Source organism: Ectorhizobium quercum (assembly GCF_026552795.1).
Lineage (GTDB): Bacteria > Pseudomonadota > Alphaproteobacteria > Rhizobiales > Rhizobiaceae > Ectorhizobium > Ectorhizobium quercum.
Genome location: NZ_JANFPI010000009.1, coordinates 1 through 21,782, shown reverse-complemented (window position 1 = coordinate 21,782; position 21,782 = coordinate 1). Strand labels below are relative to the sequence as shown.

Sequence of the window (21,782 nt, the reverse complement as noted above, 5' to 3'; positions counted from 1 at the left end):
ACATTGCGGCCCGTCCGGCGCGAAAACCGGTTCCCCAGTGTCTGGCCGTTCTTGTCCGCTATGATTTCCGCCGTTGTCGCCATTCTCTTTCCCAAGCCCTCCGGCCGCCCGAGGATCAGGCGGATTCGCGGAAGCGGTAGCCGACGCCGTAAAGCGTTTCTATCATGTCGAAGTCGCCGTCGGCCATCTTGAACTTCTTGCGAAGCCGTTTGATGTGGCTGTCGATGGTGCGGTCGTCGACATAGACCTGTTCGTCATAGGCCGCATCCATCAGCGCGTCGCGGCTTTTCACGACGCCGGGACGTTGCGCCAGCGCTTGCAGGATGAGGAATTCCGTCACGGTCAGCGTCACGGGCTCGCCCTTCCAGGTACAGGTGTGGCGCTCCTGGTCCATGACGAGCTGGCCGCGCTCCAGCGTGCGGGCCTGTTCGCCCTGCGCCGGTTTGGCGGAAGAGCCACCGGCCGCGGCCGCTTCCCGGTTCGCCACCCGGCGCAGGATCGCCTTGACGCGCTCCACCAGCAGCCGCTGCGAGAACGGCTTGGTGATGAAATCGTCGGCGCCCATCTTGAGCCCGAACAGCTCGTCGATCTCCTCGTCCTTGGAGGTGAGGAAGATCACCGGGAGGTCGGATTTCTGGCGCAGGCGGCGCAGAAGCTCCATGCCGTCCATGCGGGGCATCTTGATGTCGAAGATCGCCAGGTGTGGCGGCCGTGCCGTCAATCCTTCCAGCGCCGAGGCGCCGTCCGTATAGGTTTCCACCTTGTAGCCTTCGGCCTCAAGCGCGATGGATACGGATGTCAGGATATTGCGGTCGTCGTCAACGAGCGCGATTGTCTGCATGCTAAAATTCTCCGCCATCATCGAATGCGCATCTCCTGGATTTCGATTCCCAGCCCAGGCCCGGCGCAAGCCGGTGCGCTTTCTTGAGTATAAAGGTGGAACAAATTGTGGCAAAGGCAAATCGGAAAGCGCATTGTCGCATCGCGAGGATTTGACGAAAGCCGGAATGGCGGGCAGGTTTAAACGATTTAAACGGGACAGATTTGCTTTAAACCGATTAATTGTTTGAAATTATTGAAGATTCTCGTGCGAGTCTCTTGCGTTTTTTTTCGCCCCCCACTAGGTTTCGGCAGCTTTGCAATCTCTAGCCTCAACTGAAGGAGGGCGTCTGCATGGAGGAGCTCGGAGTATTCAATCCGGCCAATAGCGTGACCACGAGCGGGATCGAGGGCGCTGCTGTCGTCAAGTACAACCTCCTCGAGCCGTATCTGGTCGAGGATTCGATTCGCGCCGGTGAAGCCGACCTGACCGCCGACGGTGCCGTGCGCGCCATCACCGGGCAACATACCGGCCGCTCCCCGAAGGACAAGTTCGTCGTCCGCGACGCCCAGACCGAAGACAAGATCTGGTGGGACAACAACAAGCCGATCTCGCCGGAACACTTCGCCGTTCTCAAGGCCGACATGCTGGCCCATGCCAAGGGCAAGACGCTCTACGTGCAGGACCTCATCGGCGGCGCCGACCCGGAAAACGCCCTCCCGACCCGCGTCGTGACGGAACTCGCCTGGCATGCCCTCTTCATCCGCAATCTTCTGATCCGTCCGAAGAAGGAGGATCTGGCCACCTTCCAGCAGAAGCTGACGATCATCAACCTGCCGAGCTTCAAGGCCGATCCGGCCCGCCACGGCGTGCGTTCGGAAACCGTCATCGCCTGCGACCTCGAAAACGGCCTCGTCCTCATCGGCGGCACGTCCTATGCCGGCGAGAACAAGAAGTCCGTCTTCACGGTTCTCAACTATCTCCTGCCCGCCAAGGGCGTGATGCCGATGCACTGCTCCGCCAATGTCGGTCCCGCCGGTGATGCCGCCGTCTTCTTCGGCCTGTCCGGCACGGGCAAGACCACGCTGTCGGCCGACCCGAAGCGCACGCTGATCGGCGACGACGAGCATGGCTGGGGCGAACACGGCATCTTCAACTTCGAAGGCGGCTGCTACGCCAAGACGATCCGCCTGTCGGCCGAGGCCGAGCCGGAAATCTACGCCACGACCAAGCGTTTCGGCACGGTTCTGGAAAACGTCGTCCTCGACGAGAACCGCGTTCCCGATTTCGACGACGGCTCCCTGACGGAAAACACCCGCTGCGCCTATCCGCTGCACTTCATCCCGAACGCCTCGGACACCGGCATCGCGCCGCATCCGAAGACGATCATCATGCTGACGGCCGACGCTTTCGGCGTCATGCCGCCGATCGCCAAGCTGACGCCGGAACAGGCCGAGTACCACTTCCTGTCCGGCTACACCGCCAAGGTCGCCGGCACGGAAAAGGGGGTGACCGAGCCGGAAGCCACCTTCTCGACCTGCTTCGGCGCGCCGTTCATGCCGCGTCATCCGGCCGAATACGGCAAGCTGCTCAAGGAACTGATCGCCAAGCACGGCGTGACCTGCTGGCTGGTGTCCACCGGCTGGACCGGCGGCGCCTACGGCGTCGGCCAGCGCATGCCGATCAAGGCAACCCGCGCCCTGCTGACCGCGGCACTTTCCGGCGAACTGAACAAGGTCGAGTTCCGCAAGGACGAGAACTTCGGCTTCCTGGTTCCGAAGGCGCTGGAAGGTGTCGATTCCGCCATCCTCGACCCGCGTTCGACCTGGGCCGACGCTGCCGCCTACGACGCGCAGGCCCGGAAGCTGGCCGGCATGTTCGTCGCGAACTTCGCAAAGTTCGAGGATCACGTCGACTCGAACGTCAAGGCTGCGGCACCGGCTGCCGCCTGATCCGCACACACGAGTGGATTCACGTGAAACCCGGCTGTGGACACCACAGCCGGGTTTTTCTTTTGCGCCCGTCCGGTTATCAAGAGCGGGAACGAAGGAGTAGGGGCACATGGCGAGCGATCCGCTGGTGATCAACAGCCGCATTACGATTGCGGGATGGGAGCTCGTCGAGCAGTTCGTGCTGGCGGGCGGTCCGGGCGGACAGAACGTCAACAAGGTGTCGACGGCGGTCCAGCTTTTCTTCGACATCGCCTCCTCGCCTGCGCTCAACGACCGGGTGAAGGCCAATGCCATCCGGCTCGGCGGCAGCCGGGTTTCGAAGGATGGCGTGCTGATGATCGAGGCGAGCCGGTTCCGCAGCCAGGAGCGCAACCGGGAAGATGCCCGCGAACGCCTGAAAGCGCTCCTGCTGGAGGCTGCCGCGCCGCCTCCGCCGCCGCGCAGGAAGACGAAGCCGACGAAAGGCTCCGTCGAACGCCGGCTCAAGGAAAAATCCGGCCGTGCCGTGGTCAAGAAAATGCGTGGCCGCCCTTCGACGGAATGATCCGCGGCGTGATGATTTTTCCCTGCCGATTTTTAACGGGTCAACCCTTGTAATCTTCCTGTCGCTGCCCTCTCTTAATACGGGAATCACAACCACCCTTAGGGAGAAACGATCATGGGTCTGTTCAACTTCATCAAGAACGCCGGCAAGAAGCTCGGCCTGGTGGATGACGAGGGGACGACACCGCCGGATGTCGAGGCGGTGAAGAAGGAACTGGAATCGCACGGCCTCGGAACCGATAAGGTTCAGGTGGCCTTGGACGGTGACAAGGTGGTCCTGAAGGGCGATGTCGCCGACCAGAGCATCTTCGAAAAAGCCGTCGTCGCCGTCGGCAACACGCTCGGCGTCTCCAAGGTGGAAGCCTCCGAACTCAAGGTTGCCGACACCGCCGCCAAGGAGCCGGTCTTCTACACGGTGAAGAAGGGCGACAACCTCTGGAAGATCGCCGAAGCGCATTACGGCGCCGGCAAGGGCGCCAAGCACACGCTGATCTTCGAGGCCAACAAGCCGATGCTGACCCATCCGGACAAGATCTATCCGGGCCAGGTTCTGCGCATTCCGGAACTGGATGCCTGATATCGTGCATGGCGGAAATGCCGGTCTGGCGGGATTGTGAACAATCCCGCCCTCGACAGAACCGGCAGGGATTCGTGAAAGGAGAGCCGCCTGACGGCGCTCAGTGTATTGGCAAACCCTCTCCTTCGTCACCCTCGGGCTTGAGCCCCAAGGGTCCACGCCGCAAGCGGCGCGGTGGATGGTCGGGTCTGGCCCGACCATGACGAAAATGAAGGGACCGCCGCCTGTCCGCCGGACTGCGGCGGTTCCGTTTTTTCATAGGGCATTTCCAGCAAAAGTGCGAAGCGGTTCTGCGTCCGGAAATGCGTGAAAACAAATAGTGAGAGAATTTTCGCGATTCGGAGAAAAGCGGAAATGCTCCAGGCTGGACCTACCGATGGCCAATGGAAATGAGCTTGTCCTGTCGCCGGGCGTCAGGCTTCTGCCCGGCTATTTCGACCGGACGTCGCAGGAGGATCTGCTTGCGGAGATCCGCGCCGCCGTGGCCGAGGCGCCGCTGTTCGTTCCGCGCATGCCGCGCACGGGCAAGCCGATGTCGGTGCGCATGACCAATTGCGGTCCGCTCGGCTGGGTGACGGACAAGGAGCGCGGCTATCGCTACCAGCCGCTTCATCCCGAAACCGGCAAGCCGTGGCCCGCCATTCCGCCAAGGCTTCTCGATCTCTGGAAGGAGGTCGCGCCCGATGCGCCGCCGCCGGAAGCCTGCCTCGTGAATTTCTACGCTCCCGACGCCCGTATGAGCCTGCATCAGGACCGCGACGAACACGAATTCTCCGCGCCCGTCCTCTCGGTCTCGCTGGGCGATGCCTGCCTGTTCCGGATCGGCGGCCTTGCGCGCAACGATCCGACGAAATCGTTCCGGCTGCACAGCGGCGACGTCTTCGTGCTGGGCGGGGAGGGGCGCCTTCTGTTTCACGGCGTCGACCGGATCTATCCGGGCACGTCCGATCTTCTGAAGAACGGCGGGCGCGTCAATCTCACCCTGCGGCGCGTCTCGCCCGCGCCGTGAATGTGGGCGCGGGTTTCAGAGCTTGCGCAGCGCGACCGTTTCCACCAGGTGGTTCTCGCCCTTCTTGAGGATGAGGTCGGCGCGCGGGCGCGTCGGCAGGATGTTCTGGCGCAGGTTCTTCAGGTTGGTGTTGTGCCACAGGCCCTCGGCCATGCCCACCGCCTCCTCGACGCTGATCGAGGCATAGCGGTTGAAATAGGCGTGCGGGTCGCGAAAGGCCGTCTCGCGCAGGCGCAGGAACCGGCTCACATACCATTCGTGGATCAGGTGTTCCTCGGCGTCGATATAAATCGAGAAGTCGAAGAAGTCGGACACGATGGGCACGATCTTGCCGCCCGCCGGCAGGTGGCGGGACTGGAGAACGTTGACGCCTTCGAAAATCAGGATGTCGGGCCGGTCGACGATGGTGAATTCGTCCGGCAGGACGTCATAGACGTTGTGCGAATAGCGCGGCGCCTTCACATTCGGCAGGCCGGCCTTGATATCCGACAGGAAGCGCAGCAGGGCGCCGGTGTTGTAGCTTTCCGGAAAGCCCTTGCGGGCCATCAGGCCGCGCGCCTTCAGGATGGCGTTCGGGTAGAGAAAACCGTCGGTGGTGACGAGATCGACCTTCGGGCTCGACGGCCAGCGGGCCAGCAACTCCTTCAGGATGCGCGCCGTCGTCGACTTGCCCACGGCCACGGAACCGGCGATGCCGATCACGAAGGGCGTCTTGACGGCATCGGAAAGGCTGAGGAACTGGTTGCGCTGGTTGAACAGCATCTGCGAGGATTCGACATGGGCCGAAAGCAGGCGCGACAGCGACAGATAGATGCGGCGCACTTCATCGAGGTCGATGGGATCGTCGATGGAGCGCAGACGCTTCAGGTCGTCTTCGGTGAGCGTCAACGGCGTATCGGCGCGGAACCGCGCCCATTCCGTTGCGCTGAAGAAATGATACGGAGAATATCGGCTCGCCTGGAAATGATCCAGCGTTTCCGGCACCTCCACCTCCCTGATTGCGACCATGTCTCACTCCCGACGACTGGCCTTCTCCTCAAGGCCGGTTTTCACAGTACGCTTTTCCAATATCTTCAATACATCCGAAAGCGGTATGTCTGCAATCTTCAAAACGACGAGAAGATGATAGAGCAGGTCCGCGCTTTCGTCGATAAGGTTGGCGCGGTCGCTGGCGATGGCGGCGATCACCGTCTCAACGGCCTCCTCGCCCAGCTTCTTCGCCGCCTTGCGCTGGCCGGCGGCGTAGAGCTTCGCCGTCCAGGATTCGTCCGGCGAGGCATGCGCGCGCGTCGCGACGATCTTTTCCAGATCGGACAGGGTGAACTCGCTCATCGTTTCTCTCCCGGATATCAGTCGAGCCGCATCGGTATGCCGCGTTCGGCCATATAGCGCTTGGCCTCGCCGATGGAATAGGTGCCGAAATGAAAGATCGAGGCGGCGAGCACCGCCGTCGCATGGCCTTCCTTCACGCCGGCCACGAGGTCGTCCAGCGTGCCGACGCCGCCCGACGCGATCACGGGAACGCGCACGGCGTCGGCAATCGTCCGCGTCAGTTCCAGGTCGTAGCCGGATTTGGTGCCGTCCCTGTCCATCGAGGTGACGAGCAGCTCGCCCGCGCCGCGCTCGACCATCCTGATGGCGAAGTCGACGGCGTCGATGCCGGTCGGGTTGCGGCCGCCGTGGGTATGGATTTCCCAGCGGTTCGCCTCACCCTCTTTCGAAACCTTCTTGGCGTCGATGGAGACGACGATGCACTGGTCGCCGAACTTGTCGGCGGCTTCCGTGACGAAATCCGGGTTCCTCACGGCGGCGGAGTTGATCGAAACCTTGTCCGCGCCGCACAGCAGCAGCTTGCGGATATCGGCAATGGTGCGCACGCCGCCGCCGACGGTGAGCGGCATGAAGCAATGTTCGGCGGTCCGCTGCACCACGTCGAAGATCGTGTCGCGATCGTCCGACGAGGCGGTGATGTCGAGGAAGCACAGCTCGTCGGCACCGGCGGCGTCATAGGCCTGCGCGGCCTCCACCGGATCGCCGGCGTCGATCAGGTCGACGAAGTTGACGCCCTTGACGACGCGGCCGTCCTTCACGTCGAGGCAGGGAATGACGCGGGCCTTGAGGGTCATCGGACGGCCTCCTTCTTCGCATTTGCGATCAGCGCCAGCGCTTCCTTCGGGTCGATGCGGCCGTCGTAGAGCGCCCGGCCGGAGATCGCGCCTTCGAGACGGGCGGCATCTGGCTCAAGCATGCGGCGGATATCGTCCAGCGAGGCGAGCCCGCCCGAGGCGATGACGGGAATGGAAACGGCGTTCGCCAGCTCCAGCGTCGAGGCCCAGTTGATGCCGGTCAGGATGCCGTCGCGGTCGATGTCGGTGTAGATGATGGCGGAGACGCCGGCACCCTCGAATTTCCGCGCCAGTTCGATCACCCCGAGTTCGGAGGCTTCCGCCCAGCCCTCGACCGCCACCTTGCCGCCCTTGGCGTCGATGCCGACGGCGATATGGCCGGGGAAGCGCTTGCAGGCCTCGATGACCAGTGCCGGATCGCGCACCGCGACCGTGCCGAGGATGACGCGGGAAAGCCCGCGCGCAAGCCAGCTTTCGATATGGTCGAGCGTGCGGATGCCGCCGCCGAGTTGCACCGGGTTCTTCGTCGCCTTCAGGATGGCGTCCACCGCCGCGCCGTTGACCGACGAGCCGGCGAAGGCGCCGTTGAGGTCGACGACGTGCAGCCATTCGAAGCCCTGGTCCTCGAAGGCTTTCGCCTGGGCCGCCGGGTCGGGATTGTAGACCGTGGCCTGGTCCATGTCGCCGAGCTTCAGGCGCACGCACTGGCCGTCCTTCAGGTCTATTGCGGGAAAGAGGATCATGTCAGGGCGCCCATTTCAGGAAGTTGGCGATGAGTTTCAGGCCGAGCGTCTGGCTCTTTTCGGGGTGGAACTGCGCTCCGGCCATGTTGTCGCGGCCGACGAAGGCCGTCACCGGCCCGCCGTAATCGGTGGTGGCGATGACGTCTTCCGGCCGCGCCGCGGCCAGATGGTAGGAATGCACGAAATAGGCATGCAGCCCGTCCGGCCCCGTTGGGATGCCGTCGAAAAGCGGGTGGGGACGGTTGAGCGTCAGCGTGTTCCAGCCGATCTGCGGAATCTTCAGCTCCGGGTCGGACGGCGTCATTTCCACCACGTCGCCGGCGATCCAGCCCAGACCGTCGGTGATCGTCTTTTCCAGTCCGCGCGACGACATGAGCTGCATGCCGACGCAGATGCCGAGGAAGGGACGCGCCTTTTCCTCCACCGCATGGCGAAGCGCTTCCACCATGCCCGGCACGGCGTCGAGACCGGCGCGGCAATCGGCATAGGCGCCGACGCCCGGCAGCACGATGCGGTCGGCGCCGGCAACGATGTCGGCCTTGTCGGTCAGGACGATCTCGGCGTCCAGTCCCTGTTCGCGGGCGGAACGCTCGAAGGCTTTGGTGGCCGAGCGCAGGTTGCCCGAACCGTAGTCTATGATCGCGACGCGCATCGCTCTAGCGTCCTCCATGCAAATCGAAAAGGCCGAGCACCGGACGCCGGTCGCCCACTGGCGCATAGGCGGCCGGCGCCGCACCGGCTGAATTCACCGGCGTTCTAGTCCGAAGTGCCGCCCCGGAAAAGAAGATTTCCTCGGCCTCGTCGAGATTCCTCGCCACGATCGCGGCGGCGATCCGGTAGCCGTGCCGCTCGCGTTTGCGGATGGCGAGATTGCGGCTTTCAAGCCCGCTGAAAACGCTCACGGCCAAAGCCAGGACCGGCCCGGCGGGAGCGGCGGCCTCGATCCCGGCCAGAATGCCGGAAAGCGCCAGCAGCAGAAGCGTCAGGAAAGCCTCGAACCACAGGCGATGGAGAAGAAACCATAGTGGCGGCAGGAAATAGGCCAGAAACGAGAAGCCGTCACGGACGACCGCCGTGCGCTCGTCGCCTTCGACGCTGCCGGGCGGTGTCAGAAAAACGAAGCTTGCCATGAAGGGTTTCCCTCGTGGGCGAGGCGTCCGGGGCAATCGCGGAAAGCGTTTCGCGGCTTTCCGTTGGCAATTGCCGGGTCCGGATCAGACCAGAATGCCCTTGGTGGAGGGAATCCGGTTTGCCTGGCGTGGATCGATCTCGGTTGCCGTGCGCAAGGCGCGGGCAACGGCCTTGAAGCAGGTCTCGGCGATATGGTGGTTGTTGGCGCCGTAATGGTTCAGCACATGCAGCGTGATGCCGGCATTCTGGGCGAAGGCCTGGAAGAATTCCCGCACCAGCTCGGTATCGAAGGTGCCGATCTTCGCCGCCGGGAACGTTACGTTCCAGACGAGGAAGGGGCGGCCGGAAACGTCGATGCCGGCCCTGGTCATGGTCTCGTCCATCACGAGGTCGAGGGCGGCGTAGCGGGTGATGCCGCGGCGGTCGCCGAGCGCCCGGGAGATCGCCTGCCCGAGCGCGATGCCGGTATCCTCGACGGTGTGGTGATCGTCGATATGCAGGTCGCCCTTCACGGAAATGTCCATGTCGATCAGCGAATGACGGCAGAACTGGTCCAGCATGTGGTCGAAGAAGCCGATGCCCGTCGAGATATTGCCCTGGCCGGTGCCGTCGATGTCGACGGAAACGGAAATGGAGGTCTCGTTGGTGGTGCGGGAAACGCTGGCCTTGCGGCTTGCGGCTTCGGTCATGTCGGGGCTCCCTTGCAATGTGTCCGTTCCTTATCAGGCATGGGCCGCAAATGCCAGAATCCATTGCGGCGGGCGGGGTGCATTGCATTCGCATCCGGTGCGCTTACATAAGTTCCAACCCAGAGCAGTTCTCCGGCAAGATGTGAAACGGTTTTGCGTGCGGGATTGCGTGTGAATCTTAAGGAAGGGCCCGGACCGTTTCCGGGCCGAAGGATCATTCGATGACGACGATTATCTCTGTACGCAAGGATGGCAAGGTCGTGATGGCCGGCGACGGTCAGGTCAGCCTCGGCCAGACCGTCATGAAGAGCAATGCCCGCAAGGTCCGCCGCATCGGCAAGGGCGGCGAGGTGGTGGCCGGTTTCGCAGGCGCGACGGCCGACGCCTTCACCCTGCTCGACCGGCTGGAAAAGAAACTGGAGCAATATCCCGGCCAGCTGATGCGCGCGGCGGTGGAGCTGGCCAAGGACTGGCGCACCGACAAGTATCTGCGCAATCTGGAGGCGATGATGATCGTCGCCGACCGGCAGGTCACGTTGGCGATCACCGGCAACGGCGACGTGCTGGAGCCGGAACATGGCGCGATCGCCATCGGGTCGGGCGGCAATTACGCGCTGGCCGCTGCCCGCGCGCTGATCGATTCCGACAAGGACGCCGAGGAAATCGCCCGCCGTGCCCTGGATATCGCCGCCGATATCTGTGTCTATACCAACCAGAATGTCATTGTCGAAACGCTCGATGCCGAACGTTGAGATGGACGGGAGGCCAAGAGTATCATGACCAATTTTTCCCCTCGCGAAATCGTGTCCGAACTGGACCGCCACATCATCGGCCAGCATGACGCCAAGCGCGCCGTGGCCATCGCGCTCCGCAACCGCTGGCGCCGCCAGCAGCTCGAGGAAGGGCTGCGCGACGAGGTGATGCCGAAGAACATCCTGATGATCGGCCCGACCGGCGTCGGCAAGACGGAGATTTCCCGCCGTCTGGCCAAGCTCGCCGGCGCTCCCTTCATCAAGGTCGAGGCGACGAAATTCACCGAGGTCGGCTATGTCGGCCGCGACGTCGAGCAGATCATCCGCGATCTGGTCGAGGTCGGCATCGCGCTGGTGCGCGACAGGAAGCGCTCCGAAGTGGAGGCCAAGGCCCACCAGAATGCCGAGGAGCGCGTGCTGGACGCGCTGGTCGGCGCCACCGCCTCTCCCGCCACGCGGGAAAGCTTCCGCAAGAAGCTGCGCGCCGGCGAGCTGGACGACAAGGAAATCGACATCGAAGTGGCCGACAGCGGTTCCGGCACGCCGGGTTTCGAGATCCCGGGCATGCCGGGCGCCAATATCGGCGTGCTGAACCTTTCGGAAATGTTCGGCAAGGCGATGGGCGGGCGCACCAAGAAAGTGCGAACCACCGTCTCCAAGTCCTATCCCGAACTGATCCGCGACGAATCCGACAAGCTGATCGATAACGAGGTCATCCAGCGCGAGGCGATCCGCTCGGCCGAGAACGACGGGATCGTCTTCATCGACGAGATCGACAAGATCGCCGCGCGCGACGGCGGCGTCGGAGCGGGCGTTTCCCGCGAGGGCGTTCAGCGCGACCTGCTGCCGCTGGTCGAAGGCACCACGGTTTCGACCAAATACGGCCCGGTGAAGACGGATCACATCCTCTTCATCGCCTCGGGCGCCTTCCATGTGGCCAAGCCCTCCGACCTTCTGCCTGAGCTTCAGGGCCGACTGCCGATCCGCGTCGAGCTGAAGCCGTTGACCAAGGAAGACTTCCGCCGCATCCTGACGGAAACCGAGGCCAGCCTGATCCGCCAGTACAAGGCGCTGATGGCGACGGAAAACCTGAACCTCGATTTCACCGAAGACGCCATCGATGCGCTGGCGGATACGGCGGTGCATCTCAACGCCACTGTCGAGAACATCGGCGCGCGGCGCCTGCAAACGGTCATGGAGCGTGTTCTGGACGAGATTTCGTTCAATGCGCCGGATCGTGGCGGCTCCGAAATCATGATCGATTCGGAGTATGTCCGCGAGCATGTCGGCGATCTCGCCCGCGACACGGACCTGTCGCGCTACATTCTCTGATGGCGGAAATGCCGGTCTGGCGGGATTGTGAACAATCCCGCCCTCGACAAAACCGGCACGGATTCGTTAAAGGAGAGCCGCCTGAAGACGACTCAGTGTATTGGCAAACCCTTTCCTTCGTCACCCTCGGGCTTGACCCGAGGGTCCACGCCGCAAGCGGCGCGGTGGATGGTGGGGTCTGGCCCGACCATGACGAAAGAGAGCGATGAGCAGTTTGTCGGCAGTCTGAGCCGCCTGAAAGCGACTTTCCCGCTGTTGATCCGATTCGGCCGCCTGCCGCGGCCGGGAAGCGATTGAGCCGGGCCACTTGCAGTTTCCGGAAAAACGGGTAGCGATTTGCATCCGGAATTGCCAAAAAGAACGGGCATGATGGTGAAGCTTCGACGGATCATTCTGGCATTGGCGGGCGTTGCGGCCCTTGCATCGGCGGAAATGGCGCAGGCGGGTGTCGCCGTGCCGGCGGGCAACCGCAATGCCGAACAACCGGCGATCCCGGGGGCCTCGGTGCGCCGCACCGCCGCCTTGAAGTCGAGCTTCGACCGCAAGTACGAGAAGGTCCGCGACCTGCTGGCCAGCGACCGCCAGCTCATCGCCAAGATAAAGAAGACCGCCGCGACCTACGGTATCGCGCCGATCCATATGGTCGGGGCGCTGGTCGGCGAACACACCTATAATGTCGACGCCTACGACCGGCTCCAGAGCTATTATGTCAAGGCGGCGTCCTATACCGGCAATTCGTTCCGCTTCAGCTATGCGAACGAGTCGATTTCCGATTTTCTCGCCCGGCCGCAATTCGCCGGCTGCCGGCAGTCAGACAGCTACAGCCTCTGGACCTGCCGCGAGGGCATCTGGGACAAGAGCTTCCGGGGCCGCGCGGTCGATGGCACGTCCTTTCCGGACAACCGCTTCAGCGCCGTATTCTTCCAGCCCTTCTTCGCCGGCCAGACCTTCGGCCTCGGCCAGATCAACCCGCTGACGGCCCTGATGCTGTCCGACCTGGTCGTCAGGCGTTCCGGCTATGAAAGGCTGGACGAGAAGGATGCCGCCGGCGTCTACAGGGCGATCATGGACCCGGATCGCTCACTGGCCTACATGGCGGCGATCATCCGCCGCTCGATCGACGATTACAACGATATAGCCGGCGTCGATATCTCCACCAATCCGGGCATCACCGCGACACTCTACAATATCGGCAACCCCCGCGAGCGTGCCCGCCGGCTGGCCGCCCAGCGCGCCGCCGGCCGGCAGGCCTGGCCCGAGGAGAATTATTACGGCTGGCTGATCAACGACCGGCTTCCCGAACTCATGAAGCTCCTCTGAGATCGGCGCCTGCGCTCCATTTTTTCCAATTTGGAAAAAATCTTTCAAACTTTTGCAGAATTGACCAAAAGCGAAATCCGGGGAAACTGAATCCCAACGTAACGTATGCTGCGATGGGAGTTGGGATATGAGCCGGATTGAAAAGAACGGGCTGGCCTTCGATGCCGGTCTTCATGAATTTCTCGTCAGGGAAGCGCTGCCGGCAGCGGGCGTCGATCCGGACGCCTGGTTCGCCGCCTTCGCCGCCATCGTGAATGAGCTTGCGCCGGAAAACCGGGCGCTGCTCGAAAAGCGCGACCGCTTCCAGCAGCAGCTCGACGACTGGTATCGCAAGAACGGCGCGCCCATCGATCTCAAGGCTTATGAGGCCTTCCTGCGCGAGATCGGCTATATCCTGCCCGAAGGCCCGGCCTTCAGCGTCACGACGCAGAACGTCGATCCGGAAATCGCCTCGATCGCCGGTCCGCAGCTCGTCGTTCCGGTCATGAATGCCCGCTATGCGCTGAACGCGGCCAATGCCCGCTGGGGCTCGCTCTATGATGCGCTCTATGGCACGGACGCGATCCCCGAGGAGGACGGCGCGGAGAAGGGTAAGGGCTACAATCCGAAGCGCGGCGGGAAGGTCATCGCCTGGGCGCGTGATTTCCTCGACGGCAGCGCCCCGCTTGCCTCCGGTTCATGGAAGGACGCGAAATCCTTCACCATCGAGGGCGGAGCGCTTTCCGTCACGCTGCTCGACGGCACGAAGACGGGCCTGAAGGACACGGCGTCGTTTGCCGGCTACACGGGTGAGGCTGCACAGCCGGAAAGCCTGCTTCTGGAGAAGAACGGCCTGCACATCGACATCTGCATCGACCCGGCTTCGCTGATCGGCGGGACCGATCCGGCCGGCATCGCCGACGTCATCCTCGAATCGGCGATCACCACGATCATGGATTGCGAGGATTCGGTGGCGGCCGTCGATGCCGACGATAAGGTCCTCGTCTATCGCAACTGGCTGGGCCTGATGCGGGGCGACCTGACCGAAGAGGTCGAGAAGGGCGGCAGGACCTTCACCCGCCGCCTCAATGCCGACCGCACCTATATCGCGCCGGACGGCTCCACGTTCACCCTGCATGGCCGCTCGCTGATGCTGGTGCGCAATGTCGGCCACCTGATGACCAATCCGGCCGTTCTCGACGCCGCGGGCAACGAGATTCCGGAAGGCATCATGGATGCGCTCGTGACCGGATTGATCGCGCTCGTCGATATCGGCCCGAACGGCCGCCGCGCCAATTCCCGCGCCGGCTCCATGTATGTCGTCAAGCCTAAGATGCACGGGCCGGAGGAAGTCGCCTTCGCCTCGAAGCTGTTCGCCCGGGTGGAAGACGCGCTCGGCATGGCGCCCAACACGATCAAGATGGGCATCATGGACGAGGAGCGCCGCACCACGGTCAACCTCAAGGAATCGATCCGCGCGGCGAGCGAACGCGTCGTCTTCATCAACACCGGCTTCCTCGACCGCACCGGCGACGAGATCCACACCTCGATGGAAGCCGGGCCGATGATCCGCAAGGGCGACATGAAGCAGGCCGCCTGGATTGCGGCTTACGAGAACTGGAATGTCGATATCGGCCTCGAATGCGGCCTGTCCGGCCATGCGCAGATCGGCAAGGGCATGTGGGCCATGCCCGACCTGATGGCGGCGATGCTGGAGCAGAAGATCGCCCATCCGAAAGCCGGTGCCAACACGGCCTGGGTTCCCTCGCCGACGGCGGCGACGCTGCACGCCACGCATTATCACACGGTCGACGTGGCCGCCCGGCAGGCCGAACTGAAGAGCCGTCCGCGCGCCGCGCTTTCCGATATTCTCTCGGTGCCGGTCGCGGCGCGGCCGAACTGGACGCCGGAGGATATCCAGCGCGAGATCGACAACAATGCGCAGGGAATCCTCGGTTATGTCGTCCGCTGGATCGACCAGGGCGTCGGCTGCTCCAAGGTTCCGGATATCAACGATGTCGGCCTGATGGAAGACCGCGCCACGCTGCGCATTTCCTCGCAGCACATGGCGAACTGGCTGCGCCACGGCGTCATCACCGAGGAGCAGGTTTTCGAGACGATGAAGCGCATGGCTGCCGTCGTCGACCGCCAGAACGCCGGCGATCCGCTCTACACCCCGATGGCCGCCGATTTCGACGGCTCCGTCGCCTTCCAGGCGGCACTCGATCTGGTCCTCAAGGGACGCGAGCAGCCGAACGGCTATACCGAGCCGGTCCTGCACCGCCGCCGCCGCGAACTGAAGGCGAAGCTTGCCTCCTGACGCAGGACCGGGACCGTCGAAACGGTCCCGATCCACATCGAACGAAAAAGCCGCCGGATCGCTCCGGCGGCTTTTCGATTGCAGCGCGTGCGGCGGGGCTCCTACTGGAGAACGACGACGCGGGTGTTGCGGCCGGGACGGACGCGGTTGTAGAGGTCGATGACGTCCTGGTTCATCAGGCGGATGCAGCCAGAGGAGGCGGCGGTGCCGATGGAAGCCCATTCAGGCGTGCCGTGCAGGCGGAAGAGCGTGTCGCGGCCCTTCTCGTCGAACAGGTACATGGCGCGGGCGCCGAGCGGATTGTTGAGGCCTGGGCCCATGCCGGCTTCCACGTATTTCGTCAGGTCCGGCCGGCGCTGCGCCATTTCCTTCGGCGGGTGCCACATCGGCCATTCCTGCTTCCAGGCGACATAGGCCTCGCCCTTCCAGGCGAAGCCCGCCTTGCCGACGCCGATGCCGTAACGCACCGCCTTGCCTCCGGGCAGAACATAGTAGAGGAAACGCTTCGGCGTATCGACGACGATGGTGCCGGCTTTTTCGCTCGTGGGGTAATCGACGATCTGGCGGTGGAACTGCTTGTTCACCCGTTCGATCGGGATCGCCGGAAGGGCGTAGCCCGCGTCGGTGACGGCGCCGTAGGAATCGGAGAAGATCTGGTTGGTTTCGATCCGCGCCGTCCGGGTGGCGGGAGCCTTCCCGTCTCCGGAGGCGGTTTCGGACGTCGTGGAGCAGCCGGCCAGTGCTAGCATTGCTGCCAGACCGGACAAAGTCAGGACATTGCGGGCGCGCATGGTATTCTCTTTGTGAAACGGGATGATTCGGCGGCTTGCGGCCGTCTCTGAGCAAGGTTTATTTTCGATAAGGCGGGGCTTGGCAAGCCGCTGTTTGCGGGCCGAAGTATGGTCCCGTCTAATTTTGGCGGGCATGGCCTTTTTGCAACATAGGGTGCATCGCAGCCGCAGGTGAGAGCGGATGACGCTGATCAGTTTTTCGGGCCCGGGCCCGCTCATGGATGGACGGCAATCCGATGCCGCGCTGATGGTCCGGCGCGGCGTCCAGCGCCTGCTGGAAGACATGCGGCATGCAACGCTGCCGGAACTGCCGCTGGCCAGCGGCCGGCGGGCCGATCTCGTCAGCCTTTCGGAAAAGGGCGAGATCTGGATCGTCGAGATCAAGTCGTCGCTGATCGACTTCCGCACCGACCGCAAATGGCCGGACTACCGCGCCCATTGCGACCGGCTGTTCTTCGCCACGCATGATAAGGTGCCCCTTGATATCTTTCCGGAGGAGTGCGGTCTCATCGTATCGGACGGCTATGGCGCGCATATGCTGCGCGACGCGCCCGAGCATCGCCTTGCGCCGGCCACCCGCAGATCGCTGACGCTGCATTTTTCCCGCACCGCGGCACGCCGCCTGATGGCGGCCGAATGGGCGGCCGGAGCCGACTGGAATCCGGGGAACCTTCCCGGGGAAGGATAAGGCGCCCGCGCGGCGCCGGGCGTCCATCGGGACGCACCAGGGATGGCCTATTTCGGCGCGCGCTTGGCCAGAATGCGTTGCAGGGTCCGGCGGTGCATGTTCAGGCGCCGCGCCGTTTCCGAAACGTTGCGCTCGCACATTTCATAGACGCGCTGGATATGCTCCCACCGCACCCGGTCCGCCGACATCGGGTTCTCCGGCACCTCGGCCTTTTCGCCGGGCCGCTGCGTCAGCGCATGGTAGATGTCGTCGGCATCCGCGGGCTTGGCGAGATAGTCGAGCGCACCGAGCTTCACGGCGGTCACGGCGGTGGCGATATTGCCGTAGCCGGTCAGCACGACGACGCGGGTTTCTGCCTCCGTCTCGCGAAGCGCCTCGATGACGTCCAGCCCGTTGCCGTCGCCGAGACGCAGGTCGATCACGGCATATTTCGGCGGGCGGGCCTTGGCCTTGGCGATGCCTTCAGCGACGGTTTCGGCCATTTCGACGGCGAAGCCGCGCGATTCCATTGCCCGGGCCAGACGCCTGAGAAAGGGGCCGTCGTCATCCACGAGCAGCAGGGTCTCCTCGCCAGCCGCCGTGTCCGTCCCGTTCTTGTCCGCCAGGGACTGGGAGGCTGAGCCGTTCGGGCCTTTTTCCACCATTGCTTTCCATTCCTCTCGAGCCGTCGGCGACCCGCTGGCGGGCAGGGTGCCGCTTCTTCCTGATCGCGCCCCTGCCTGCCGATATCCGTCAGCGGAGGATATATCCGGCAAGGGCAATCCGTCCCGGAAACGGTTATGGCCATTAATTCCTGACGGGTAAAGTCATTTTCCGTTGACGGCTTCCATTCGCGCGCGGGGCCATTCGATGCGCACATTCGCACCCGGGCGGTCGTCCGGCCCGTTGTAGAATTCCAGCCGTGCGCCGGATCGTTCCAGAAGCGTCTTGGCGATGAACATGCCGAGCCCGAGCCCGCCGGCCTTGTCCGGGCGGCTGCGTTTCGTCACGTAAGGCTCGCCGATATGGGCAAGCACATCCGGCGCATAGCCCTCGCCGTCGTCGGAAATCAGGATGGTGACGCGTTCGCGCGTATGCTCCACCGTCACCGTCACTTTCTCCCTGGCGAAATCGACAGCGTTTTCGAGCAGGTTGCCGAGACCGTAGAGAATGCCGGGATTGCGGTTGCCCACCGGTTCGCCGGCCCGGCCGGATTTTTCCACCAGTTCCAGCGTCACGCCGAAATCCCGGTGCGGCGCCATCACTTCCTCGACCAGCGACGACAGCGGCAGGAAGCGCATATGCTCCTCGCCCTCGGCGGAAAGGGAGGTGAGCCGGCGAAGGATGTCGCGGCAGCGCTCGCTCTGGCTGCGCAGAAGTGCCACGTCCTCGCCGAAGCGGTCGTCCGGTCCAAGCTCGCGTTCCATTTCCTTGGCGACGAGGGTGATCGTGGCGAGCGGCGTGCCGAGTTCGTGCGCCGCCGCGGCCGCCAGGCCGTCGAGCTGCGTCAGGTGCTTTTCCCGTTGCAGGATCAGTTCCGTGGCGGCGAGCGCATCGGCAAGCTGCGTCGCCTCGCTGGAGATGCGATAGACGTAGAAGGCCGCAAACGCCATCGTCGCTATGACGGCGCACCACATGCCCGTCTGCATGATCGGCTGGATATAGAGTTCCTCGCCGGGATACCACGGCACTTCGTAGATGGAAAAGGCGAGCGCGGTGGTGGCTGCCAGGGCGATGGCGAACAGCGCCAGCGAATAACGCAGCGGCTGGGCAGCGAACGAAATGATGACGGGAACGCACAGCAGCGGCGCGAACGGGTTTCCGAGCCCGCCGGTCACGTAAAGCAGGCCCGCGAGCTGGAGAAGATCGATGGACAGAAGCGCAAGCGTCGCTTCCGGCGAAAGGCGCTGCGTCGAGGGATAGCGCAGCGACAGGGCCAGATTCAGCGCCGCGAGGCCGCCGATCAGCGCCACGCATGTGAAAAGGGGCAGCGGAAAGCCGAAGACCAGCGCCACCGTAAGCACCGTGACCGTCTGGCCGCCGATGGCCAGCCAGCGCAGCCATGCGAGCGTATGAAGGCGAAGCGCCCGGCTGTCGTGGCCGAAGGTCATGTTGGCGTCGGATGGCGTGGCGTTCATGGCGATAAGGTCCTTCTCCTGCATCGCGCTCATGTACCACGCGGCTTGACGCGTGTCGTGGGTGCGGCTTCGGCGGGGTTTTCCGGCCAGGGATGCCTCGGATAGCGGCCGCGCATCTCGGCGCGCACGTCCTTCCACGAACCGGTCCAGAAGCCGGGCAGGTCGCGCGTCGTCTGGATCGGCCGATGGGCGGGGGATGTCAGTTCCAGAACCAGGGGAAGGCGTCCAGCTCCCACGGAAGGGTGAACCTTGAGCCCGAACAGTTCCTGCACGCGGATCGTCAGCACGGGTTCCGCGCCGTCATAGTGGATGGGGTGGCGCTGCCCGGTCGGGGCTTCGAAATGGGTCGGGGCGAGCCGGGCGAGATCGCGCTGGAGCGCATGCGGCACCAGCGCCATCAGTCCGTCGGAGAGGGTGCCCGGCCTGATGTCGTCGAGCCCGCGGGTATCCTGCTGGAAAGGCTCGAACCAATCCTCCAGCCGTGCGAGCAGGGCGTCGTCGCTCATGTCCGGCCAGGGCTCGCCGAGCGCGCGGTGCAGGAAGCCGATGCGGTCGCGAAGCTGTTTCGCCTCCTTGCCGAAGGGCAGAACGCCGAGGCCGAGCAGCGTGACACCCTCGGCCAGCGCCTTTGCGGCCTCAGGCCCGGCGGGCCGGGGCAATGGCGATTCCTCCAGAACCAGCGCGCCGAGACGGGTGACGCGGCGGGCGCGCACCTGCCGGCTCTTCTGGTCGAACAGGCATTGTTCCTCGCGGCGGATCGCCGATTTCAGCTCCCGTTCCACATCGGCGCGGCCGATTTCCGCCGCCGCCAGAATGCGCGGCCGCGCCGCGCGGCCGGTCAGGTCCGCCACCACCAGCATCTCCGCTGCGGAAAGCCGCTCGGCCTCGTCCAGTTCGCCGCCGCGTCCGTTCGCCAGCACGAACCGGCCGCGGCCACCGCGCTGAAGGGCGACGCGATCCGGAAACGCATGAATGAGAAGCGCGCCGGGACTTGCCGGCTCGCCGGCCTTTCCGGTTGCGGCCGGAAGGGACGCGGCCAGGCGCGCCGCCAGCCTTCTTGCCGATTCGGCGCGGCTGCTTCTGTCGCTTTTGAACCGGCGCAGCCTGTCCTCGAGATCCGGACTCGCACCGCCGAGGCCCTGTTCGGTGAGCAGAACGCCGAGAAGGCAGGCCTCCATCGCCTGGCCGTCCGCCGCCGCCGAGACGGTCATGGCCGCCAGTCGCGGCGGAAGTGCAAGCGAGCGGATGCGTTTGCCCGCTTCGGTCAGGTCGCCGTTTTGGTCGAGCGCCCCGAGCAATGTCAGCAGGGCCTGCGCCTCGGCGAAGGCGGGGGGAGGCGGGGGATCGAGAAAGGAAAGGCCGGCCGGGTCCTTCACGCCCCAGTGCGCCATGTCGAGAACCAGACCGGACAGATCGCTGGACAGAATCTGCGGCGGCGTGAAGGCGGGAAGCGCTGCCGTCTGGCCCGCATGCCACAGGCGGATGGCAATGCCCGGTCCGGTGCGTCCGGCGCGGCCCGCCCGCTGGTCGGCGGAGGCTCTGGAGACGCGCACGGTCTCCAGCCGCGTGATCCCGGTTGCCGGTTCGAACACCGGCAGGCGTTGCAGACCGCTGTCGACGATGATCCGCACCCCGTCGATGGTGATCGAGGTTTCGGCAATCGAGGTCGCGAGCACGATCTTGCGCCGGCCGGCCGGGGCAGGGCGGATCGCGGCATCCTGTTCCTTCTGGCTCAGATTGCCGTAGAGCGGCACGATATCCGTATCCGGCCCGAACCGTCCCTCCAGCCGTTCGGCGGTGCGCAGGATTTCCGCCTGTCCCGGAAGGAAGGCGAGGATCGAGCCGTCTTCGGCGGCGTGGACCGCACGGATTTCGCGCGCCATCGTATCCTCGATCCGCTCGCCGGCCGGCCGTTCCGCATGGCGGATATCGATCGGGTAAGAGCGTCCCATGCTTTCGATGGCTGGAGGATTGCCGAGCAGTTCGCCGACCCGCGCGACATCGAGCGTCGCCGACATGACCAGGATGCGCAGGTCCGGGCGAAGCGCCGACTGGACGTCCAGCGCCAGCGCCAGTCCGAAATCGGCGTCGAGAGACCGCTCGTGGAATTCGTCGAAGATCACTGCCGCGATGCCGGCAAGTTCCGGATCGTCCAGCACCATGCGGGCGAAAACGCCTTCCGTCACCACTTCGATGCGCGTGCGGGCGGAGATGCGGTTGTCGAGCCGCATGCGGTAACCGACCAGTGCGCCCACCGCCTCCCCTGCCAGTTCGGACATCCGGGCCGCCGCCGCCCGGGCCGCCAGCCGCCGTGGCTCGAGCAGGATGATCCTGCCGTCGCTCCGCCAGGGCTCTTGGAGAAGATAAAGCGGAACCAGCGTCGTCTTGCCGGCGCCCGGAGGCGCGGAAAGCACCGCGCGGCCATGATCGGCCAGGGCTGCGGCGATATCGGGCAGGACATGCGAGACGGGAAGCGTCGGGAGTGATTCACGTGAAAACGTCATCGTCGGCCTGTATGCGTCTGCCGGCGCGCTATCCTGATGGCAACGCCGGTCGCCCGGGGTTCTTGTCGAAGGGGCAGGATGGATCGTCCCGGCGGGAGCGCGGAATGTGCCCAATCCCGGCAGGCTTTGCAAGGCGGCTGCCGCTGCGCTATTATTCCCGTCGTTCCGCGCTGTTTTTGCGTTGATGTCTGGATTGTTTCAGAAATTATTGTTGTTTTACATGTGGTTACATAATTTTCTGGATATTTTTGTCTGTTGAGTGTTGACGTTTGAGTGTGGAGGGTTCTATAAGCAGCGTCGTTGACGAGGGCGGCTTCGCTGCTGGCGACCTTCTCGTTTGCTCTTGAGACTGGCGGCGATATTTGGCCTTAAGGGTTTGATTTTGCTGG

The 21,782-nt window shown here is 64.2% G+C and carries 21 protein-coding genes; 9 read left to right on the top strand and 12 right to left on the bottom strand.

What is annotated here, in order from left to right; translation table 11 throughout:
* Positions 1-115 precede the first annotated feature (115 nt).
* Positions 116-841 carry a response regulator transcription factor gene (locus tag NOF55_RS20385; RefSeq protein ID WP_306412963.1) on the bottom strand — a complete coding sequence of 242 codons (726 nt, stop codon included), beginning with the start codon at positions 839-841 and terminating at the stop codon, positions 116-118.
* Between the two features lie 332 nt (positions 842-1,173).
* Between NOF55_RS20385 and NOF55_RS20380 the strand changes: the two genes are divergently transcribed.
* The 4 genes from NOF55_RS20380 (at position 1,174) to NOF55_RS20365 (ending at position 4,901) form a co-directional block, all read left to right on the top strand.
* Positions 1,174-2,772, top strand: a complete 1,599-nt coding sequence (locus NOF55_RS20380) for a phosphoenolpyruvate carboxykinase (RefSeq protein ID WP_306412962.1) — start codon at positions 1,174-1,176, stop codon at positions 2,770-2,772.
* Between the two features lie 109 nt (positions 2,773-2,881).
* Positions 2,882-3,316, top strand: a complete 435-nt coding sequence (arfB, locus tag NOF55_RS20375) for an alternative ribosome rescue aminoacyl-tRNA hydrolase ArfB (protein WP_306412961.1) — start codon at positions 2,882-2,884, stop codon at positions 3,314-3,316.
* A gap of 114 nt (positions 3,317-3,430) precedes the next feature.
* Positions 3,431-3,892 carry a peptidoglycan-binding protein LysM gene (gene lysM, locus NOF55_RS20370; protein ID WP_306412960.1) on the top strand — a complete coding sequence of 154 codons (462 nt, stop codon included), beginning with the start codon at positions 3,431-3,433 and terminating at the stop codon, positions 3,890-3,892.
* Positions 3,893-4,268: 376 nt separating this feature from the next.
* On the top strand, positions 4,269-4,901 hold the full coding sequence (locus NOF55_RS20365; protein WP_306412959.1) for an alpha-ketoglutarate-dependent dioxygenase AlkB family protein: 633 nt from the start codon (positions 4,269-4,271) through the stop codon (positions 4,899-4,901).
* 15 nt (positions 4,902-4,916) lie between these two features.
* Here the strand turns inward: NOF55_RS20365 and coaA are convergent, their stop codons facing one another.
* From coaA to hisB, 7 genes are all read right to left on the bottom strand, one after another.
* Positions 4,917-5,909, bottom strand: a complete 993-nt coding sequence (gene coaA / locus NOF55_RS20360; RefSeq protein WP_306412958.1) for a type I pantothenate kinase — start codon at positions 5,907-5,909, stop codon at positions 4,917-4,919.
* Positions 5,910-5,912: 3 nt separating this feature from the next.
* Complete coding sequence (locus NOF55_RS20355; protein WP_306412957.1) at positions 5,913-6,233, bottom strand: phosphoribosyl-ATP diphosphatase; 321 nt, start codon at positions 6,231-6,233, stop codon at positions 5,913-5,915.
* Between the two features lie 17 nt (positions 6,234-6,250).
* Positions 6,251-7,027, bottom strand: coding sequence for an imidazole glycerol phosphate synthase subunit HisF (gene hisF, locus NOF55_RS20350; RefSeq protein ID WP_306412956.1), 777 nt, complete (start codon positions 7,025-7,027; stop codon positions 6,251-6,253).
* Positions 7,024-7,770 (bottom strand): 1-(5-phosphoribosyl)-5-[(5-phosphoribosylamino)methylideneamino]imidazole-4-carboxamide isomerase, encoded by a 747-nt coding sequence (gene hisA / locus NOF55_RS20345; protein ID WP_306412955.1) that lies wholly within the window; start codon positions 7,768-7,770, stop codon positions 7,024-7,026. The genes hisF and hisA overlap by 4 nt, the downstream gene beginning before the upstream one ends.
* Before the next feature lies 1 nt (position 7,771).
* Positions 7,772-8,422, bottom strand: a complete 651-nt coding sequence (gene hisH / locus NOF55_RS20340; protein WP_306412954.1) for an imidazole glycerol phosphate synthase subunit HisH — start codon at positions 8,420-8,422, stop codon at positions 7,772-7,774.
* Between the two features lie 4 nt (positions 8,423-8,426).
* On the bottom strand, positions 8,427-8,900 hold the full coding sequence (locus tag NOF55_RS20335) for a DUF2628 domain-containing protein (protein WP_306412953.1): 474 nt from the start codon (positions 8,898-8,900) through the stop codon (positions 8,427-8,429).
* An 84-nt stretch (positions 8,901-8,984) separates the two neighbouring features.
* Positions 8,985-9,590 carry an imidazoleglycerol-phosphate dehydratase HisB gene (hisB, locus tag NOF55_RS20330; protein ID WP_306412952.1) on the bottom strand — a complete coding sequence of 202 codons (606 nt, stop codon included), beginning with the start codon at positions 9,588-9,590 and terminating at the stop codon, positions 8,985-8,987.
* A gap of 221 nt (positions 9,591-9,811) precedes the next feature.
* On the opposite strand from hisB, the gene hslV reads away from it, so the two are divergent.
* The 4 genes from hslV (at position 9,812) to NOF55_RS20310 (ending at position 15,293) form a co-directional block, all read left to right on the top strand.
* On the top strand, positions 9,812-10,342 hold the full coding sequence (gene hslV / locus NOF55_RS20325) for an ATP-dependent protease subunit HslV (protein WP_306412951.1): 531 nt from the start codon (positions 9,812-9,814) through the stop codon (positions 10,340-10,342).
* A 24-nt stretch (positions 10,343-10,366) separates the two neighbouring features.
* Entirely contained in the window at positions 10,367-11,674 is a 1,308-nt protein-coding gene (gene hslU, locus NOF55_RS20320; protein ID WP_306412950.1) for an ATP-dependent protease ATPase subunit HslU, read from the top strand.
* Between the two features lie 369 nt (positions 11,675-12,043).
* The gene (locus NOF55_RS20315) at positions 12,044-12,994 is read left to right on the top strand and encodes a DUF1402 family protein (protein ID WP_370869025.1); all 951 of its coding nucleotides are present in this window, start codon (positions 12,044-12,046) and stop codon (positions 12,992-12,994) included.
* Positions 12,995-13,121: 127 nt separating this feature from the next.
* A complete protein-coding gene (locus NOF55_RS20310) occupies positions 13,122-15,293 on the top strand; it encodes a malate synthase G (RefSeq protein WP_306412948.1) in 2,172 nt (723 codons plus the stop codon).
* A 101-nt stretch (positions 15,294-15,394) separates the two neighbouring features.
* On the opposite strand, the gene NOF55_RS20305 is transcribed toward NOF55_RS20310, so the two are convergent.
* Positions 15,395-16,084 carry a L,D-transpeptidase gene (locus NOF55_RS20305; protein WP_306412947.1) on the bottom strand — a complete coding sequence of 230 codons (690 nt, stop codon included), beginning with the start codon at positions 16,082-16,084 and terminating at the stop codon, positions 15,395-15,397.
* Between the two features lie 181 nt (positions 16,085-16,265).
* Here NOF55_RS20305 and NOF55_RS20300 point away from each other — a divergent pair, with 181 nt between their 5' ends.
* Positions 16,266-16,772, top strand: a complete 507-nt coding sequence (locus NOF55_RS20300) for an MmcB family DNA repair protein (RefSeq protein ID WP_306412946.1) — start codon at positions 16,266-16,268, stop codon at positions 16,770-16,772.
* A gap of 47 nt (positions 16,773-16,819) precedes the next feature.
* Here the strand turns inward: NOF55_RS20300 and NOF55_RS20295 are convergent, their stop codons facing one another.
* The 3 genes from NOF55_RS20295 to hrpB all read right to left on the bottom strand — a co-directional run bounded on the left by NOF55_RS20295 (position 16,820) and on the right by hrpB (position 21,393).
* Positions 16,820-17,416, bottom strand: coding sequence for an ActR/PrrA/RegA family redox response regulator transcription factor (locus NOF55_RS20295; RefSeq protein WP_370869015.1), 597 nt, complete (start codon positions 17,414-17,416; stop codon positions 16,820-16,822).
* A 162-nt stretch (positions 17,417-17,578) separates the two neighbouring features.
* On the bottom strand, positions 17,579-18,889 hold the full coding sequence (locus tag NOF55_RS20290; protein WP_306413105.1) for an ActS/PrrB/RegB family redox-sensitive histidine kinase: 1,311 nt from the start codon (positions 18,887-18,889) through the stop codon (positions 17,579-17,581).
* A gap of 29 nt (positions 18,890-18,918) precedes the next feature.
* A complete protein-coding gene (hrpB, locus tag NOF55_RS20285) occupies positions 18,919-21,393 on the bottom strand; it encodes an ATP-dependent helicase HrpB (RefSeq protein ID WP_306412945.1) in 2,475 nt (824 codons plus the stop codon).
* Positions 21,394-21,782 lie beyond the last annotated feature (389 nt).

Excerpts from the sequence above, each read along its gene's own strand:
- NOF55_RS20315 (WP_370869025.1), top strand. The coding sequence starts at position 12,044 with ATGGTGAAGCTTCGACGGATCATTCTGGCATTGGCGGGCGTTGCGGCC.
- NOF55_RS20300 (WP_306412946.1), top strand. The coding sequence starts at position 16,266 with ATGACGCTGATCAGTTTTTCGGGCCCGGGCCCGCTCATGGATGGACGG.
- hisA (WP_306412955.1), bottom strand. The coding sequence starts at position 7,770 with ATGATCCTCTTTCCCGCAATAGACCTGAAGGACGGCCAGTGCGTGCGC.
- NOF55_RS20365 (WP_306412959.1), top strand. The coding sequence starts at position 4,269 with ATGGCCAATGGAAATGAGCTTGTCCTGTCGCCGGGCGTCAGGCTTCTG.
- coaA (WP_306412958.1), bottom strand. The coding sequence starts at position 5,909 with ATGGTCGCAATCAGGGAGGTGGAGGTGCCGGAAACGCTGGATCATTTC.
- NOF55_RS20310 (WP_306412948.1), top strand. The coding sequence starts at position 13,122 with ATGAGCCGGATTGAAAAGAACGGGCTGGCCTTCGATGCCGGTCTTCAT.
- NOF55_RS20355 (WP_306412957.1), bottom strand. The coding sequence starts at position 6,233 with ATGAGCGAGTTCACCCTGTCCGATCTGGAAAAGATCGTCGCGACGCGC.
- NOF55_RS20335 (WP_306412953.1), bottom strand. The coding sequence starts at position 8,900 with ATGGCAAGCTTCGTTTTTCTGACACCGCCCGGCAGCGTCGAAGGCGAC.
- hrpB (WP_306412945.1), bottom strand. The coding sequence starts at position 21,393 with ATGACGTTTTCACGTGAATCACTCCCGACGCTTCCCGTCTCGCATGTC.
- hisH (WP_306412954.1), bottom strand. The coding sequence starts at position 8,422 with ATGCGCGTCGCGATCATAGACTACGGTTCGGGCAACCTGCGCTCGGCC.
- hslU (WP_306412950.1), top strand. The coding sequence starts at position 10,367 with ATGACCAATTTTTCCCCTCGCGAAATCGTGTCCGAACTGGACCGCCAC.
- NOF55_RS20290 (WP_306413105.1), bottom strand. The coding sequence starts at position 18,889 with ATGAACGCCACGCCATCCGACGCCAACATGACCTTCGGCCACGACAGC.
- NOF55_RS20380 (WP_306412962.1), top strand. The coding sequence starts at position 1,174 with ATGGAGGAGCTCGGAGTATTCAATCCGGCCAATAGCGTGACCACGAGC.
- hslV (WP_306412951.1), top strand. The coding sequence starts at position 9,812 with ATGACGACGATTATCTCTGTACGCAAGGATGGCAAGGTCGTGATGGCC.
- hisF (WP_306412956.1), bottom strand. The coding sequence starts at position 7,027 with ATGACCCTCAAGGCCCGCGTCATTCCCTGCCTCGACGTGAAGGACGGC.
- hisB (WP_306412952.1), bottom strand. The coding sequence starts at position 9,590 with ATGACCGAAGCCGCAAGCCGCAAGGCCAGCGTTTCCCGCACCACCAAC.
- lysM (WP_306412960.1), top strand. The coding sequence starts at position 3,431 with ATGGGTCTGTTCAACTTCATCAAGAACGCCGGCAAGAAGCTCGGCCTG.
- NOF55_RS20305 (WP_306412947.1), bottom strand. The coding sequence starts at position 16,084 with ATGCGCGCCCGCAATGTCCTGACTTTGTCCGGTCTGGCAGCAATGCTA.
- NOF55_RS20385 (WP_306412963.1), bottom strand. The coding sequence starts at position 841 with ATGCAGACAATCGCGCTCGTTGACGACGACCGCAATATCCTGACATCC.
- arfB (WP_306412961.1), top strand. The coding sequence starts at position 2,882 with ATGGCGAGCGATCCGCTGGTGATCAACAGCCGCATTACGATTGCGGGA.
- NOF55_RS20295 (WP_370869015.1), bottom strand. The coding sequence starts at position 17,416 with ATGGTGGAAAAAGGCCCGAACGGCTCAGCCTCCCAGTCCCTGGCGGAC.